The sequence below is a fragment of the Streptomyces fradiae genome, assembly GCF_041270065.1.
Taxonomy (GTDB): Bacteria; Actinomycetota; Actinomycetes; order Streptomycetales; family Streptomycetaceae; genus Streptomyces.
This window is the reverse complement of the sequence record NZ_CP065958.1, coordinates 2,147,868-2,164,452: the sequence shown is the minus strand read 5'-3', so window position 1 is coordinate 2,164,452 and position 16,585 is coordinate 2,147,868. Positions and strand designations below refer to the sequence as shown.

At 73.6% G+C, this 16,585-nt stretch carries 11 protein-coding genes; 5 read left to right on the top strand and 6 right to left on the bottom strand.

Annotation, left to right across the window (positions count from 1 at the left end):
* Positions 1–53 precede the first annotated feature (53 nt).
* Both pulA and JAO84_RS09705 read left to right on the top strand, forming a co-directional pair.
* Entirely contained in the window at positions 54–5,408 is a 5,355-nt protein-coding gene (gene pulA / locus JAO84_RS09710) for a pullulanase-type alpha-1,6-glucosidase (protein WP_370412232.1), read from the top strand.
* 129 nt (positions 5,409–5,537) lie between these two features.
* Positions 5,538–5,861, top strand: a complete 324-nt coding sequence (locus JAO84_RS09705) for a 5-carboxymethyl-2-hydroxymuconate Delta-isomerase (RefSeq protein ID WP_370412230.1) — start codon at positions 5,538–5,540, stop codon at positions 5,859–5,861.
* 16 nt (positions 5,862–5,877) lie between these two features.
* Here JAO84_RS09705 and JAO84_RS09700 read toward each other — a convergent pair whose 3' ends face one another.
* Positions 5,878–6,582, bottom strand: a complete 705-nt coding sequence (locus tag JAO84_RS09700) for a TetR/AcrR family transcriptional regulator (RefSeq protein ID WP_370412228.1) — start codon at positions 6,580–6,582, stop codon at positions 5,878–5,880.
* Between the two features lie 38 nt (positions 6,583–6,620).
* Between JAO84_RS09700 and JAO84_RS09695 the strand changes: the two genes are divergently transcribed.
* Entirely contained in the window at positions 6,621–6,959 is a 339-nt protein-coding gene (locus JAO84_RS09695) for a hypothetical protein (RefSeq protein ID WP_370412226.1), read from the top strand.
* 3 nt (positions 6,960–6,962) lie between these two features.
* On the opposite strand, the gene JAO84_RS09690 is transcribed toward JAO84_RS09695, so the two are convergent.
* The 4 genes from JAO84_RS09690 to JAO84_RS09675 all read right to left on the bottom strand — a co-directional run bounded on the left by JAO84_RS09690 (position 6,963) and on the right by JAO84_RS09675 (position 11,991).
* Complete coding sequence (locus JAO84_RS09690; RefSeq protein WP_370412224.1) at positions 6,963–8,021, bottom strand: 2Fe-2S iron-sulfur cluster-binding protein; 1,059 nt, start codon at positions 8,019–8,021, stop codon at positions 6,963–6,965.
* A complete protein-coding gene (locus tag JAO84_RS09685; RefSeq protein WP_265861824.1) occupies positions 8,021–8,908 on the bottom strand; it encodes a metal-dependent hydrolase in 888 nt (295 codons plus the stop codon). The genes JAO84_RS09690 and JAO84_RS09685 overlap by 1 nt, the downstream gene beginning before the upstream one ends.
* A gap of 203 nt (positions 8,909–9,111) precedes the next feature.
* On the bottom strand, positions 9,112–11,049 hold the full coding sequence (locus tag JAO84_RS09680) for a hypothetical protein (RefSeq protein WP_370412222.1): 1,938 nt from the start codon (positions 11,047–11,049) through the stop codon (positions 9,112–9,114).
* Between the two features lie 132 nt (positions 11,050–11,181).
* Positions 11,182–11,991 (bottom strand): tyrosine-protein phosphatase, encoded by an 810-nt coding sequence (locus JAO84_RS09675; protein WP_370412220.1) that lies wholly within the window; start codon positions 11,989–11,991, stop codon positions 11,182–11,184.
* Positions 11,992–12,453: 462 nt separating this feature from the next.
* Here JAO84_RS09675 and JAO84_RS09670 point away from each other — a divergent pair, with 462 nt between their 5' ends.
* Both JAO84_RS09670 and JAO84_RS09665 read left to right on the top strand, forming a co-directional pair.
* Positions 12,454–12,912, top strand: coding sequence for a hypothetical protein (locus JAO84_RS09670; RefSeq protein ID WP_370412218.1), 459 nt, complete (start codon positions 12,454–12,456; stop codon positions 12,910–12,912).
* A gap of 1,347 nt (positions 12,913–14,259) precedes the next feature.
* Positions 14,260–15,771, top strand: coding sequence for a PepSY-associated TM helix domain-containing protein (locus JAO84_RS09665; RefSeq protein WP_370412216.1), 1,512 nt, complete (start codon positions 14,260–14,262; stop codon positions 15,769–15,771).
* Positions 15,772–15,782: 11 nt separating this feature from the next.
* Here the strand turns inward: JAO84_RS09665 and JAO84_RS09660 are convergent, their stop codons facing one another.
* On the bottom strand, positions 15,783–16,349 hold the full coding sequence (locus tag JAO84_RS09660) for a winged helix-turn-helix domain-containing protein (RefSeq protein ID WP_370416699.1): 567 nt from the start codon (positions 16,347–16,349) through the stop codon (positions 15,783–15,785).
* Between the last annotated feature and the right edge of the window lie 236 nt (positions 16,350–16,585).

Sequence of the window (16,585 nt, the reverse complement as noted above, 5' to 3'; positions counted from 1 at the left end):
GGGCCGCCCCGGCCGGGGCGGCCCTCTCTTCCCGTACCTCCAGGGAGCACCCCGTGACCCGCAAGCGAACGGCGGCCGCACTGGCCGCCGCCCTGTGCGCCGCGCTCGTGCCCGCCGTCCCCGCGACGGCGGCCGCACCCCGGCCGTCCGCCCCGCCCTCCGACCGCGCCCTCGCCGCGACCCCCGCCCGGCACGACCTCACCCGCGAGCAGTTCTACTTCGTGCTGCCCGACCGCTTCGCCAACGGCGACCCGGCCAACGACCGCGGCGGTCTCACCGGCAGCCGCACCGCCACCGGCTTCGACCCGACGGACAAGGGGTTCTACCAGGGCGGCGACCTCAAGGGGCTGACCGAGCGCCTGGACTACATCAAGGGGCTCGGCACCACCGCCATCTGGATGGCGCCGATCTTCAAGAACCGGCCCGTGCAGGGCGAGGGCAAGGACGCCAGCGCCGGCTACCACGGCTACTGGATCACCGACTTCACCCAGGTCGACCCGCACTTCGGCACCAACGACGACCTGAAGAAGCTGATCGACGCCGCCCACGCCAAGGGCATGAAGGTCTTCTTCGACGTCATCACCAACCACACCGCCGACACCGTCGACTACGCCGAGAAGAAGTACGGCTACCGCCCCAAGGGCGCCTACCCCTACCTGGACAAGACCGGCCGCCCCTTCGACGACCGCACGACGATGCCGGATGCGCGGAAGGTCGACGCCGACTCCTTCCCGTACACCCCGGTCCAGAAGGCCGAGGCCGGCGCCGGCACCAAGGTCCCCGCCTGGCTCAACGACCCCACGATGTACCACAACCGCGGCGACTCCACCTGGGCCGGCGAGTCCGCCGAGTACGGCGACTTCGTCGGTCTCGACGACCTGTGGACCGAGCGCCCCGAGGTCGTCGAGGGCATGAAGAGGATCTACGAGAAGTGGGTCCGGGACTTCCGGATAGACGGCTTCCGCATCGACACCGTCAAGCACGTCGACCTGGACTTCTGGACCCAGTGGGCCACCGCCCTGGACGCGTACGCGAAGAAGCAGGGCCGCGAGGACTTCTTCATGTTCGGCGAGGTCTACTCCGCCGACACCTCCGTCACCAGCCCGTACGTCACCCGCGGCCGGCTCGACGCCACCCTCGACTTCCCCTTCCAGGACGCCGCCCGCGCCTTCGCGTCGCAGGGCGCCGGCGCCGACCGGCTCGCCAAGGTCTTCGCCGACGACTACAAGTACGGCTCCGACAAGGCCAACGCCTACGAGCAGGTCACCTTCCTCGGCAACCACGACATGGGCCGCATCGGCACCTTCCTCAAGCAGGACCACCGGGACGCGAGCGACGCCGAACTCGTGCAGCGGGCCCGGCTCGCCAACGAGCTGATGTTCCTCAGCCGCGGCAACCCCGTCGTCTACTACGGAGACGAGCAGGGCTTCACCGGCCCCGGCGGCGACAAGGACGCCCGCCAGACCCTCTTCGCCTCGCAGACCGCCGACTACCTCGACGACGACCAGCTCGGCACCGACCGCACGCACGCGACGGACGCGTACGACACCGGCCACCCGATCTACCGCTCCATCGCCGAGCTGTCGAAGCTCACGAAGGCCAACCCCGCCCTGCGCGACGGCGTCCAGCAGGAGCGCTACGCCGAGGGCTCCGTCTACGCCTTCTCCCGTACGGACGCCAAGGCGAAGACCGAGTACCTGGTCGCCACCAACAGCGCCACCGAGCCGAAGACGGTCACCGTCCCCGTCGACTCGGCCGACTTCCGCACCCTGTACGGGGGCCAGGGCGCCGTCGCCGCGAAGGACGGCAAGGTCACCGTCACCGTCCCGGCGCTCTCCTCCCTCGTCCTGAAGGCCGACGCGCCGCTGCCCGCCCCCGCCACCGCGCCCGCCGTCACCCTCAAGGCCCCGGCAGCCGGCGCCACCGGCACCGTCGAGCTGTCCGCCGACGTCACCGGCGGCGGCCTCAACCGGGTCGTCTTCGCCGCCCAGGTCGGCAACGGACGCTGGCAGACCCTCGGCACCGCCGACCACGCCCCGTACAAGATCACCCAGTACGTCACCGCGCCCGCCGGCACCGCCCTGCGCTACAAGGCCGTCGCGGTCGACGCCGCAGGCCGCACCGCGAGCGCTCTGGCCACCAGCACCGCCGGTCAGGCCCCCGCCCCCGAGAAGCCCGTGGCCGTCGAGCGCACCTACGCCGTCGTCCACTACAAGCGCGAGGACGGGAACTACGACGGCTGGAAGCTGAAGGCCGCGGACCAGGAGGCCGCGTTCACCGGCCGCGACGCCTACGGCGCCTTCGCCTGGGTCCGCGTCCCCGAGGGCGCGTCCACCCTCCCGTACACCGTGGAGAATGGGGGTACCTCCCAGGCCGGAGGCTCTGGGGGAGGAGCCGCCGACGGCCCGCAGCGAAGCATCAGCCTCGGCCGCACCGGCGAGGTCTGGATCACGCAGGGCGCCGACGGCCAGTCCGACACCAACCCGGCCCCCGCCCCGCAGGACAAGACCAAGGCCGTCATCCACTACCAGCGCGCCGACGGGAACTACGACGGCTGGGGCCTGCACCTGTGGACCGGCGCCGCCCAGCCCACCGACTGGTCCAGGCCGCTGATGCCGACCCGCGTCGACGCGTACGGCGCCGTGTACGAGGTCCCGCTGGCGGAGGGCGCGAGCTCGCTCTCGTACATCGTCCACAAGGGCGACGAGAAGGACCTGCCCACCGACCAGTCGCTCGACCTCGCCACGTACGGCAACGAGGTCTGGCTGCTCGCCGGCCAGCCCAAGTACCTCCTTCCGACCACCGGCGGCGCCCCGAACCTCGACCTCGGCAAGGCCGAGGCGCAGTGGATCGACCGGAACACCGTCGTCTGGAAGGTGAAGGCCACCGACGCCACCAGCCAGCAGCTGGTGTACGCGCCGGGCGCGGCGGCCGGCGGCATCACCGTCACCGACGGCGCCCTCAGCGACGAGGGCCGCTGGCTCCGGCTCAACGCCTCAAGCCTCACCGACGCCCAGAAAGCGAAGTATCCGCACCTCAAGGACTACCCGGCCTTCACCGTCGACCCGCGGGACGCGGACCGGGTACGGGACTCCCTGCGCGGTCAGCTCGTCGCCACCCAGCGGGCCGCCAACGGCGCCCTGCTCGCCGCCACCGGCGTGCAGACGGCGGGCGTGCTCGACGACCTGTACGCCGCCAAGGCCACGAAGGCCGCCCTCGGCCCGGTGTTCCGGAACGGCCGACCCACCCTCTCCCTGTGGGCCCCCACCGCCCAGTCCGTCGCCCTCGAACTCGACGGGCGCACCGTGCCGATGCGCCGTGACGCCGCCTCCGGCGTCTGGTCGGTCACCGGACCGCGGACCTGGGCGGGCAAGCCGTACCGCTACGTCGTGAAGGTGTGGGCGCCGAGCGTCCAGAAGCTCGTCGAGAACCGGGTCACCGACCCGTACTCCACCGCGCTCACCACCGACTCCGCCCGCAGCCTCGTCGTCGACCTCGCCGACCCCCGGCTCGCCCCCAAGGGCTGGCAGGGCCTGAAGAAGCCGGCCGCCGTGCCGCTGCGCGACGCGCAGATCCAGGAACTCCACATCCGCGACTTCTCCGTCGCCGACCCCACGGCGAAGGCCGACCACCGCGGCACCTACCTCGCCTTCACCGACCTCGGCAGCGCCGGCTCGCAGCACCTCAAGGCGCTCGCCGACTCCGGCACCTCCTATGTGCACCTCCTCCCGGCCTTCGACATCGGCACCATCCCCGAGAAGAAGTCCGACCGCACCGAACCCGCCTGCGACCTCAAGGTCTACGCCCCCGACTCGGAGGAGCAGCAGGCCTGCGTCGCCGCCGCGGCGGCGAAGGACGCCTACAACTGGGGCTACGACCCGCTGCACTACACGGTGCCGGAGGGCTCGTACGCCACCGACCCCAACGGCACCCGCCGCACCGTCGAGTTCCGGCAGATGGTCCAGGCGCTCAACGGCGAGGGCCTGCGCACCGTCATGGACGTGGTCTACAACCACACCGTGGCCGCCGGCCAGTCCGACAAGTCGGTGCTCGACCGCATCGTGCCCGGCTACTACCAGCGCCTCCAGGCCGACGGCTCCGTCGCCACCTCCACCTGCTGCGCCAACACCGCACCCGAGAACGCCATGATGGGCAAGCTCGTCGTGGACTCGGTCGTCACCTGGGCCAAGCAGTACAAGGTCGACGGCTTCCGCTTCGACCTCATGGGCCACCACCCCAAGGCCAACATCCTGGCGGTGCGCCACGCCCTGGACGAGCTGACCGTCGCCCGCGACGGCGTCGACGGAAAGTCGATCATTCTGTACGGCGAGGGCTGGAACTTCGGCGAGATCGCCGACGACGCCCGCTTCGTCCAGGCCACCCAGAAGAACATGGCCGGTACGGGCGTCGCCACCTTCTCCGACCGGGCCCGTGACGCCGTCCGCGGCGGCGGCCCCTTCGACGAGGACCCCGGCATCCAGGGCTTCGCCTCCGGCCTCTACACCGACCCCAACGGCTCCGCCGCCAACGGCACCCCGGCCGAGCAGAAGGCCCGCCTCCTGCACTACCAGGACCTCATCAAGGTCGGCCTGACCGGCAACCTCGCCGCGTACACCTTCACCGACAGCTCCGGCCGTACGGTCAAGGGCTCCGAGGTCGACTACAACGGCGCCCCGGCCGGGTACGCCGCCGCACCCGGCGACGCCCTCGCCTACGCCGACGCCCACGACAACGAGAGCCTGTACGACGCGCTCGCCTTCAAGCTCCCGGCCGGGACGTCGCCGGCCGACCGGGCCCGCATGCAGGTCCTCGCCATGGCCACCGGCACCGTCTCCCAGGGCCCGGCGCTCGCCCAGGCGGGCAGCGACCTGCTCCGCTCCAAGTCCCTCGACCGCAACTCGTACGACAGCGGCGACTGGTTCAACGCGATCCACTGGGACTGCCGCGACGGCAACGGCTTCGGGCGGGGCCTCCCGCCGGCCGCCGACAACAAGGCCAAGTGGTCCTACGGCAAGCCGCTGCTCGTCAACCCGGCCCTGACGGCCGGCTGCGCGGAGATCGACGGCGCCTCCGCCGCCTACCGCGACCTCCAGAAGATCCGCACCACCGAGCCCGCCTTCTCCCTCGCCACGACCGCCCGCGTCCAGGACGCCCTGTCCTTCCCGCTGTCCGGCCGCGACGAGACCCCGGGCGTGATCACCATGCGCCTGGGCGACCTGGTCGTCGTCCTCAACGCGACCCCGGGCAGCACCACGCAGCAGGTCGCCGAGCTGGCCGGCAAGGGCTACCGCCTGCACCCGGTCCAGGCCGCCGGCTCCGACGCGGTGGTGAAGTCCGCCGCGTACGACAAGGCCTCGGGCACCTTCACGGTCCCGGCCCGCACGGTGGCGGTCTTCACCGCCCGCTGATCCCGCACCCGTAACCCACATCCCCCCACGGGACACAAGGGACCGTCCGCTCGGCGGACGGTCCCTTGTGCGTGGGGCGGGGGCGCGGTCAAGCTGGGCCCGACATCCGCATCACCAGGAGTGACCCCCATGCCGTTCATCACCGTCGACTACTCCGCGCCCCTCGACCGGCGCGGCTTCGCGCTCGCGCTGCACCCGCTCGTCGCGGAGACCGTCGACGCCAGCGTCGAAGCCTGCAAGACCCGCTTCCGCGAGGTCGAGGAACTCGTCGTCGGCGACGGCTCCGGCGACGGTACCGTCGTGCACGTGGAGATCGCCCTGCTCACGGGCCGTACCGACGAGGCCAAGTCCCGGCTGCGCAAGGCCGTCCTCGCGCTCGTACCGGAATACCTCAAGGAGACGGACGGCGTGCACGTCTCCGCCGAGGTGCGCGACCTCGACCCGTCCTACTGACCGGGGACCCGCAGCCCTACTGGCCGGGGACCTGAGGCACCAGCGCCACGAGCCGGCCCACGAGGTCGCCGAACGGCCCGTCGGCCGGCTCGTCGGCGAGCATCCCCACCACGAGCCCCGCCATCTCCTCGTCGTACGCGGCGCTGACCGCGGTGAGCGCCGCGAAGTCGTGCACGAGCTGCAACTCCAGCTCCGCGCGCGGCACCCGGCGCCCGTCCAGCCACAGCAGCGCCGTCGACTCGGCGAGCGACACCCAGGAACGGACGACCAGTTCGAGCCGCGCGGAGGGCTTCTCGACCTCCAGGTGCGCCAGGATCTGCTCGTATGCCGCCTGCCGCACCTCGTCGATCATCGCGTTCGTCGTCGACGAGCCGACCGCGGGACCGCCCCGCATCAGCGCGGCGAAGCCCGGCCCGTGGTCGTCCACGAAGTCGAAGAAGCGGCCCATCACGCGCAGCAGCCGCGCCCCCAACGGGCCCTGCGGCGGCTCCAGGAAGCGGGCGGCCAGCTCGTCGGCCGCGCGGCGCAGGGCCGCCTCGTACAGGGACTGCTTCCCGGGGAAGTAGTGGTAGACGAGCGGCCGGGAGATGCCCGCGGCCGCGGCGATCTCGTCGATGGAGACCTCGTCGGGGGAACGGTGGCTGAACAGCTCAAGCGCCACCCCGATCAGCTGCTGTTTGCGCTCCTCGACGCCCATCCTTCGGCGTACCCCGGTCGTCATGCGAACAGCCTAACGGGAGTCCGTTACGCTCCCGCCACATGAGCGCTTCTGAGCAGGACATCCCGGAGACCGAGACAGAGACTGAGATCGGGACCGAGGCCGGGACCGAGGCGGAGTCGACCGGACTCACGCCCAGGCAGGCACGGCTCGCGCGTATCGTCGCCGGCTCGGTGCTGCTCGTCGTGACGGCCACGGTCCTGGTGACCCGCCTGGCGGCCCATACGTCCGTCCTCGTCGTCGGCGTGTACGGGCTCGCCATGATCCTGTGCGGCGTCGTCATCGAGCTGTCCCGCAACGGGCGTACGCGGCTTGCCACCTGGCTCCTGGTGGGCGGCCTGGCCACCGCGTTCGCCCTGGACTGGCTGGTGCTCCCGTAACGACTACAGATCGAGGACGAGCCGTTCCCCGGCGCACCGCGAGACGCAGATCAGCATCGAGTCGGCGCGCTCGGCGTCGGTGAGCAGCTCGTCGCGGTGGTCCACCTCGCCCGCCAGGACCCGCTGTTGGCAGGTCCCGCAGAAGCCCTGCCGGCAGGAGTACAGGACGCCCGGGACCGCCTCGCGCACCGCCGAGAGCACCGACTGGTCGCCCGCCACGGTCAACGTGCGCCCGGTGCGCCGCAGTTCGACCTCGAAGGGCGTACCGCCCTCCATACGGGTCGCGGAGAAGCGCTCCAGATGCGGCACCCGGCCCTCGGGCAGGGCGGCGGACACCGCGTCCATCAGACCCTCGGGCCCGCAGCAGTGCACCTCGGTCCCTTCCGGGAGGTCGGAGAGGAATCCGAGCTCCGGCCGCCCGTCGGTGTCCTCCGCCACGACCGTCGTCCGGTCGCCGCCCAGCTTCTCGACCTCGTCGAGATACGGCATCGTGGCCCGGCTGCGCCCGCAGTACAGCAGCCGCCAGTCGGCCCCGGCCGCCTCCGCCGCGCGCAGCATGGGCAGGACCGGCGTGATCCCGATGCCGCCGGCGACGAAGACGTACGAGGGCGCGGACGCCAGCGGGAAGCGGTTGCGCGGGCCGCGGATCTCGATCTCGGTGCCCACGTGGAGCTGCTCGTGGACCTCGCGCGAGCCGCCGCGACCGCCCTGTTCGGCCTCGATCAGCCGGGTCGCGACGGTGTAGACGTCGCGCTCGCCCGGGTCGCCGCAGAGCGAGTACTGGCGGACGGTGCCGGACGGCAGCACCAGGTCGATGTGCGCGCCCGGCTGCCACTCGGGCAGCCCGGAGCCCTCGAGGCGCAGCTGGACGACCCCCTCGGCGGGCTCGGTGCGGGCGGCGACCAGGACGTGCCGGGTCACGGTGGACTGCCGGCCGCGGCCCGAGACCGGGACGTCGAGGGCGGGCAACGGCCACAGCGGGGAGGCGTCGATCCGGCGCCGCAGCGCCCGCTTGGCGAGCAGCGCGGCCCCGGCGACGAGGACGACGGTACGCAGACGCATCAGACCCGGCCTCCGTTGGCGCCGGGGGAGGCGGCCAGATAGGCGGCGGCCTGGGCGGTGGAACCCTCCTGGGAGGGGTGGTAGTCCCGGCTGAGGTAGCGCGGGATCGCGCGCAGCAGGTCGGGGGTGGTCGGCAGCACGCCCTGGCGCCCCTTCCGTACGAACTGCCCGACGCTCGGCTTCGCGTCGAGGACCGTCGGGTCGTGCTCCATGAAGAAGCGCACCCCGCGCTGCCAGAGGAAGACCAGCGCGCCGAACGCGGTCGCCCAGGTGCGGGCCCGCCGCCGGTAGCCGCCGTCGAGGTGCATGAACAGCTCGAAGGCGACCGCGCGGTGCTCGACCTCCTCGGCGCCGTGCCAGCGCAGCAGGTCCAGCATCACCGGGTCGGCGCCGACCCGGTCCAGCTCCTCCGCGTTGAGCACCCAGTTGCCGAGGAAGGCGGTGTAGTGCTCGATGGCGGCGATCAGCGCGACCCGCTCCATCAGCCACCAGCGCCGCGGCCGCCCCGGCGGCAGCGTCCGGTCGCCGAGCAGCTTCTCGAAGAACCAGTCGACCTGCGCGGTGTACGGCGTGGGGTCGAGCCCCTGCTTCTTCAGGTGCGGCAGGACGTCGTCGTGCGCCTGCGAGTGCACGGCCTCCTGCCCGATGAAGCCGATCACGTCCGCACGTAGCCGCTCGTCGGTGATGTACGGCAGGACCTGCTTGTAGACGTGCACGAACCAGCGTTCGCCGGCCGGGAGCAGCAGGTGCAGCACATTGATGGTGTGGGTGGTGAACGGGTCGCCGGGAACCCAGTGGAGCGGTGTCTGTTCCCAGTCGAAGGAGACCTTGCGGGCCTTGAGCTCGATGTGCTCCGACGCGACCGGGGCGGGCTGCGTATTAGACATGGCGTCAATGTACTGAGGGGTAAGCCCGAGGAACAGGGGTCGCGCAGGTGCTTTTTCCCGGGGCGGGTACGGGGCCGGGCCGGGGCGGGTACGGGGCCGGGCCGGGTACGGCGCGGGTGTGCGTACGGGGCCGAGCCGGGGTGGGCACGGAGGCGGGCACCGTACGGAACCCGGATACGCGCAACGCGCCGTGTGCCCGCGGCTCAGCGCAGGGCGCCCACCCGCCGCCCGTCGTCGAGCGTCCCGGTGAGGTCCGCGCGGCTGCCCGCCGCGGCCTTCACCGCGAGCAGCGGTCCCTCCTCGCGCGCCTTCACCCCGCCCGACAGCGTCAGCGACGCGAAGTCCTTCGAGCCGGCCGCGAGCACGTACCACTGCCCGCTCCGCGCCTGCCACACCACGCCCGCGAGCACCCGCGGATCCTTCGGCCCGCACGCCGGGGTCCCCTCCGAGCGGGCGGCCGGCGCCGCGGGCCCGGTCGCACCCGGCGCCCCGAACAGCGCCAGGCTCCGGCTCCCCGTACCCCGCCAGGTCTCCGCCCGCGCGCACCACCACTCGGCGCGCCCGGCGCCCTCCGGGAGCCGCTGGGTCGCGTACGCCCAGGAGTTCACCGTCCGCACCCCGTGCGAGCTCAGCGCCGGCAGCCGGCACGCGATCCGCGCCCACTGCCCGAGCGCCGCCGCGCCCGTCACGTCGGCCGGCCGGTCGGGCGGGCCCGCGGTCAGCCGGGCCGGGGCCAGCTCGCCCAGGTCGGTGAGCAGCCGCGTCCCCGACCCGTCGCGCAGCTGGAGCGCCGACCAGCGGGTGCAGCTCGCGGCCGTCACCGGGCTCGGGATCGGCTCGGTCACCCCGGCCGCGTCCCGGGTCAGCACCCGCGGCGCCTTGCCCGGCAGAAGCAGGTCCCGGACCGCCGCCTCCCGCACCCACGGCGCCGTCAGATAGCGCACGTTGCCCCCGGCCCGGGACACCACGAGCGCCGCCGAACCCACCGCGTCCGCCCCGTCCGTACGCGCGAAGTCGAGCGCCACGCCGCTCGCGTCGCCGACCGGCTCCGCGTACCGCACCACCCGCAGTCCGTCGTGGAAGATCACCACCCGGTTCGCGTCCACCTCGCCCGCGAACAGCAGCTGCGGCGAGCCCATCGGCGGCCCCGGCGGGGTGCCCGGCGTCGCCGAGGCCCGCACGGCCGGCCCCGGCCGCGCCCACACCGCGAGCGCCCGGCGAAGCAGCGCCCGGTCCTCGGTCAGCCCGCCGCGGACCGGCCACACCGAGAAGTCGGTACGCGTCGAGATCCGCCAGTCGGCCGTCCCCACCCGCTTCAGGCCGCCCGGGTCGAGCGCCGCCTCCGCCGCCGGATTACGGGCGTACGAAGGGGCCGCAGCACCGTTTCTGCCCCACCCGTCACCCGGCAGCCCGAGCAGCGCCCCGCACACCGCCACCGCCACGGCCGCCACGAGCGCCGCCCGGCCGTGCTGGCGCCGCCGCATCAGATCCGTCGGCCGCGCCTGCAGCGAGCAGGGGTCGAACTCCGGTGACTCCAGGAGCACATACTGCGCCTCGACCCCGTCCGCCTCCGCGAGCGCCCCCTTCGGATCCGCCACCCCGGCCGCGCCGAGCACCCGCAGCACCTCCGGATCGCCCTGCCGCTCAAGACCGCGCAGCACGTACGCCGCCCTGGCCGGCCCGGACAGCGCGGAGAGCCGCTGGTCCAGGGCGAGTTCATCGGCGCCGCCGGCCCGCGGGAACACCCGCAGCCCCCACACCATCGGCAGCAGCGGCGGGAACTGTGCCCGCCGGGGCAGCGCCCGGCGCCGCAGCGGCAGCCCGGCCACCAGCGCCTGCCGCAGCACCTCGCCCCGTACGAACGCGTACCCGGGGTCGACCGCGTCCTCGTCCGCCCGCCGCGCCCCCGGCACCGCCCCGGCTCCGGCCCCCGACGCCCGGCGGCGCGGCAGCGAACGCTGCACGAGCGCGTGCGCGGTCAGCACCCGGCGGTTGCGGCCGAGGGAGGGCGGAAGCACCAGATAGGCGATCCGGACCAGCCGCGGATAGTGCTCGACGAGCGCGGCCTCGGCCTGCTCGACATCGACCGGACCGGGGGAGTCGGGGGTGGGGGCGAGTTCCTCGGTTTCCTGGCTGCTCACGTTCAGCAGAACGAGCGATTGGTGCGATGGTCACCCCGGCAGGCGTCCCCCGAACGGGTCAACCGTCTGCGCCCTGGTGGTTCAGGCGCCCTGGTGGTTCAGGCGGCGTGGACGGTCAGGCGGCGTGGACGGTCAGGCGGCGTGGACGGTCAGGCGCTCGCGCATCAGGCCGACGACCTCGTCCGGGACGCCGAGCCCCTCCCGTACGTACTTCTCCATCGACCCGTGCCGGACCGCCACCTCGTCCAGGGCCGCCTCCAGGTACGCCGGCACCACCCCGACGAGCGCGAGCGCCAGCTCCGGGTCGCCGCCCTGCGCCGTGAACCCCTCGATCAGCGGCCCGAACGCCTCCCGCACCCCCGGATTGACCGCCAGATACTCCGCCATCACCGTCCGCTCGTCCGCCCCGAGCAGCGACAGCACGATCGTCGCCGCCCACCCCGTGCGGTCCTTGCCCGCCGTGCAGTGGAACAGCAGCGGACCGGCGGCCGGATCGCCCAGCTCGGTGAGGAAGGCGCCGTACGAGGCCCGCGCCGACTCCGTGTTCACGAAGGCCCGGTAGGTGCGCGCGAACGCGGCCTGCGCCCTGCCCCCGCCGAGATGCTCCTCGGCCAGCGCCGGATCCGACAGCAGGGTCTTCAGCCGGGCGGCCGGCGGCAGCCCGCTGGTCGCCAGGAAGTCGGCGAGCACATCGGCCACCACCGTCCGGATCCCCGGCCCGCCCGGCGGCAGCCGGTCCGGCCGGTCGGCCCGCTCGGCGGCGGTCCGGAAGTCCACCACCGTCCGGATCCCCAGCCCGCCCACCACCGAATCCGCCGGATCGAGCCGGTCCAACTGCCCGGACCGGAACACCAGCCCCTCCCGCACACTGCGCCCCGCACCGAGCGGAAGCGTCCCGAGATCACGGAGGTTGGCGACGGTGGCGGCGGGGATGGCGGGCATACGTCGACTCCTCCGAACCAGAACGAAGCGCTGCAATTCCTACTTTTCCTCTATGCCCTCTATATCCCCTATTTCCTCCATTCCTGCGAACCGTAACCGATGGGCTCCGGCCCGGCCCCGGGAGGTGCCCTCCCGCCCGCGGCCCCGGGATGACACCATGTCCCCACCATGACGCACCCCCGGTCGCCCCTGCGCGCCCTCCGCGCCACGCTCTTCGCGGTGGTGTGCGTGACATTGGCGGCGACGGGTCATTCCTCCATGTCTGCCCACTCCGTCCCCCTCCCCTCCCTCCTCGCGGCCTTCGCGGTGACGGGCGCGCTCGCCTGGGCGGCCGCGGGCCGCCGACGGGGAGCGGTCGCTGTGGCGACCGGCTTGACGGGTGTGCAGGGCGCACTGCACGTGATTTTCGGGGCGGGGGAGCGGGGTGCGTCTGGCGCCGGGGCCGGGACCGGGGCGGGGGCGTTGAGCCTGATCTTCGGGCCGGGGCGGTCCGGCGCGCCCACCGGCTCCACCGAGATGCCGACGGCGATGCTCGCCGACCCCTCCCTCGCGCATACGGCGCACATGGCCCACGCCATGGGCGGGGCGGCCGGGATGGACCAGGCTCCGGGCTCGGGCGCCGGCATGTTCGCCGCGCACCTGCTCGCCGCGCTGGCCTGCGGCCTGTGGCTCGCCCGGGGCGAGGCGGCGCTCTTCACCCTGGCCCGTACGGCCGGCTCCCGCGCCCGCACCCCACTGCGGCTGCTCCTCGCCGCCGCCCGCCTCCGACTCCGCCTCCCCACCCCACCACCCCACCCCTCCCTCCGCCCCACCCCCCGGACCCGCCGCCTCCACGGCGTCGTCCTCACCCACGCCGTCTCCCGCCGCGGCCCACCGGCCCTGCCCGTACCCCGCGCCACGACCCTCGGAGCACTCGTCTGACATGACCGACCGGGGGTCGCTTCTCCCTTGTCGACACACGACCTGTGTCGCACGCAGGGTGCTGGATGCCGAGCAACGCCGAACGCCCGACGCTGTACGGCGCCGGCGCGGCGGCGGATGCCTATCGGTGAACGCCCGGCAACGCATGCCTGACGGTGAATGCCCAGCGGCAAGCGCCGGACGGCGGGTGCCTGGAGGGCTGGGGCCTGGCGGCGGACGCCCCCTGGCGGTCCTCCGCCCGTGCGGGTCAGTCGCCAGAGCGTCTCACGCCGGACGGGCGGAAGTCTGACGGCGGATGCCCGGCGGCGAGCGCCGGATGGCGGATGCCTGGAGGGCTGGGGCCTGATGGCGGACGCCCCGTGGCGGAGTTCCGCCCGTGTGGGTCAGTCGCCAGGCGCCTGACGCCCGACGGGCGGATGCCTGTGGCGAAAGCCCGGCGGCGGATGCCTGAAGGCTGAGGCCTGGCGGCGGACGCCTCGTGGCGGTCTTCCCCTCGTGGGGGTCAGTCGCCAGGCGGCTGACGCCGGACGGGTGGATGTCTGGTGGCGAAAGCCTGGCGGTGCACGCCCAGCGGTGGGCGCCGGACGACGGATGCCTGTGGCGAATGCCCGGCGGCGAGCGCCTGACGGTAAAGGCCTGCGGCCGAGTGCCCGACGGCGGATGCCCGGCGGTGGCTGCCTGATGGCGGACGCCGAGCGGCGAGCGCCTGGCATTGGACGACGCCTAAGGCGACTCGCTGGCGGCGAATGCCTGACTGCGGATGCCCCGTGGCGAGCACCTGCTGGTGAACGCCGGCGGCGGATGCCTCAGGGCGACTGGCTGACGGCGAATGCCGGACGGTCAAGGCCTGACGGTGAACGCCCGGCGGAATCCAGGCGGCGAGTTTGCCTGCGCTGATGCCTAGCGGCGGCTACCTGCTGGCAGAAGCCGAGGGCGAGCACCTGACGGTGAACGCCTGACGGTGAGCGCCCGGCGGCGGACGCTTAAGGGCGACTGGCCAGCGGCGGAAGCCGGACGGCAGCGGCCTGACGGCAGACGCCAGACGGCGGACGCCCAGCGGTGGCTGCCCGATGGCGCACGCCTAGCGGCGAGCGCCTGGCGTTGGACGACGCCCAGGGCAACTCGCCGGCGGCGAGCGCCGGACGGCAGGTGCCCGAGGGCCCGACGCGCGTCGGCCTCCGCCCGGCAGCGTCGCGCGCCGCTGGCACCGCGCCCGCCAGGCACCGGACGCCAGACGGCGGAGGCCGCAGGGGGGGGCGCGAGCAGCCCGCTCGCGCTCGTCGCAACGGCCACGCACCCGCGCATCCGCACCCGCGTACCCCCAGGTCGACGACCCCTAGGACCGTGATGACTCTCGACGACCTCGCACGCCGCCGTCCGGAACCGACCGGACCCACCGACCCGGCGGCCCCGGACGGGCCCCCGAACCCATCCCCCACCCGCCCGCGCGGCTGGGCCGCACTCCGCCCGCTCGTGCTGCGGATGCACTTCTTCGCGGGGGTGCTCGTCGCCCCGTTCCTGCTCCTGGCCGCCGTCAGCGGACTGCTCTACGCACTCTCCGTACCGGCGGAGAAGGTGCTGTACGCGCACGAGCTGGAAGTTCCGGCTCCCGCCGGCGGCGCCACCGCACTCCCGCTCGAACGGCAGGTCGCGGCGGCCCGCGCCGCCCGCCCCGACGGCGCGGTGACCGCCGTCTGGCCCGGGGCCGAACCCGGCGCCACCACGCGGGTGTTGATGGCCGACCCGGCGGCGCCCGAAGGCACCTCGACGGCCGTCTTCGTGGACCCGTACACCGCCGCGATACGAGGCGAGCTGCCCAGTTACGGAAGCTCCGGCGCGCTGCCGCTGCGCACCTGGATCTCGGGTCTGCACGTGGACCTGCACCTCGGTGAGCTGGGCCGCAACTACAGTGAACTGGCCGCCAGTTGGCTGTGGGTGGTCGCGCTCGGCGGCGTACTGCTCTGGGTGGGGCGGCGGCGCAGGAACCGGCGGGCGCTGTTCCTGCCCGAGGGCGGGGCGAAGTCCCGCCGTCGTACCCTCTCCTGGCACGGAACGGTCGGCCTGTGGGCGGCGGCCGGTCTCGTGGCGCTGTCGGCGACCGGGCTGACCTGGTCGCGGTACGCGGGCGAGAACATCGGCGGCGTGCAGGACCGCCTCGGCGGTGCGACCCCGAAGCTCTCCGCGACCGTCACCCCCGGCCCGGCCGCCGGTACGGGCGCGGGTACGGGCGCGGGTACGGGTACCGGTACGGGCGGGGAGCACGCGGGCCACGGCGCCGGCCACCACGAGTCGCCCACACCCGCAGCCCCCGGCACGGACATCGGCATCGACAGGGCGGTCGCGGCGGCCCGTGCCGCCGGCATCGACAGCCCGTCGATCGCGGTCGTACTGCCTGCCGACGGCAGCGGTTACGTCGTGAAGGAGACCGACAAGCAGTTCCCGGCGGAGCTGGACTCGGTCGCCGTGAACCCCGCCGACGGCGCCGTCCTGGACGAGCTCCGCTTCGCGGACTACCCGCTGCTCGCGAAGCTCACGAGGGTCGGCATCGACGCCCATATGGGCCTGTACCTCGGCCTGTTCAACCAGCTGGCGCTCGCCGCCCTCGCGCTCGCCCTGATCCTGCTGATCGTCTGGGGCTACCGCATGTGGTGGCTGCGCCGCCCGGGCCGCCCGGTCGCCAGGGGCGCCTGGCGCAAGGTCCCGCCGACGGTGCTGCTTCCGCTGCTCGCGGCGACGGCGCTCGTGGGCTGGTTCGTGCCGCTGCTCGGCCTCAGCCTGGTGGCCTTCCTGGCCGTCGACCTCGCCCTCGGGCTGATCTCGCGGACGAGGTCGAGGACGAGGTCGCGGCAGACCGGCTGAAATCCGGCTGATCAGGGGATGTACTTGTAGCCGACCCGCCGCACGGTCTGGATCGTGCGGCGGTGCTCGGCGCCCAGCTTGCGGCGCAGCCGCGCCACGTGCACGTCGACGGTCCGGCCGTCGCCCACGTGCCCGTACCCCCACACCGTGGTGACCAACTGGTCGCGGGTGTGCACCCGGTGCGGGTGGGTGACGAGATGGGCGAGGAGTTCGAACTCCAGATACGTCAGGTCCAGCGACCGCCCGTCGACACGGGCGATCCGCTGCACGCCGTCGATGACCACCGGACCAGGCGCCGGAACCGCCGCCGGCGCCGGCGCGGAAGCGGCGGCCGCCGTCTGCTGGTCGGCGGGCAGCAGCACCAGATAACCGACCATCGGCGGGCGCCCGGGCAGCGTGGGCAGGGCGTTCGGGGGCGCCGGCAGCAGCGTGGCGCCCGGCGGCAGGAAGTCGGCCACCCGGGCGAGCCCGGCGACCTCGTCGGCCGCCACGGCGCGCAGCCGCGGGCGCGGCAGGGCCAGGGGAGCGGCGGTGGCAGTGGTGGTGACAGCAGTGGCGGCGGTACGGGTGTGGGCCAGGTGGGCCATGGGAGCTCAGCTCATTTCGCGCGAGTCACGGACGGACGGAAGGCGTCGTACGTCGAACGTCATGCGCGGCGGCCGAAGGCCGTGGGACCGGAGACGGCTCCGGTCGGGCTTTAGAGGGCCGACGCGTTCCTCACGCGCCGACAGCACCGGTCGAAGTCGTGGTGCTGGCGGGAGGGCCAGAACGGCTCGAGGTCGTGGCGACCTGTCGCGGTGTCGTTCTGCGTCCT

Excerpts from the sequence above, each read along its gene's own strand:
- JAO84_RS09705 (WP_370412230.1), top strand. The coding sequence starts at position 5,538 with ATGCCGTTCATCACCGTCGACTACTCCGCGCCCCTCGACCGGCGCGGC.
- JAO84_RS09665 (WP_370412216.1), top strand. The coding sequence starts at position 14,260 with ATGACTCTCGACGACCTCGCACGCCGCCGTCCGGAACCGACCGGACCC.
- JAO84_RS09675 (WP_370412220.1), bottom strand. The coding sequence starts at position 11,991 with ATGCCCGCCATCCCCGCCGCCACCGTCGCCAACCTCCGTGATCTCGGG.
- JAO84_RS09695 (WP_370412226.1), top strand. The coding sequence starts at position 6,621 with ATGAGCGCTTCTGAGCAGGACATCCCGGAGACCGAGACAGAGACTGAG.
- JAO84_RS09685 (WP_265861824.1), bottom strand. The coding sequence starts at position 8,908 with ATGTCTAATACGCAGCCCGCCCCGGTCGCGTCGGAGCACATCGAGCTC.
- JAO84_RS09700 (WP_370412228.1), bottom strand. The coding sequence starts at position 6,582 with ATGACGACCGGGGTACGCCGAAGGATGGGCGTCGAGGAGCGCAAACAG.
- JAO84_RS09690 (WP_370412224.1), bottom strand. The coding sequence starts at position 8,021 with ATGCGTCTGCGTACCGTCGTCCTCGTCGCCGGGGCCGCGCTGCTCGCC.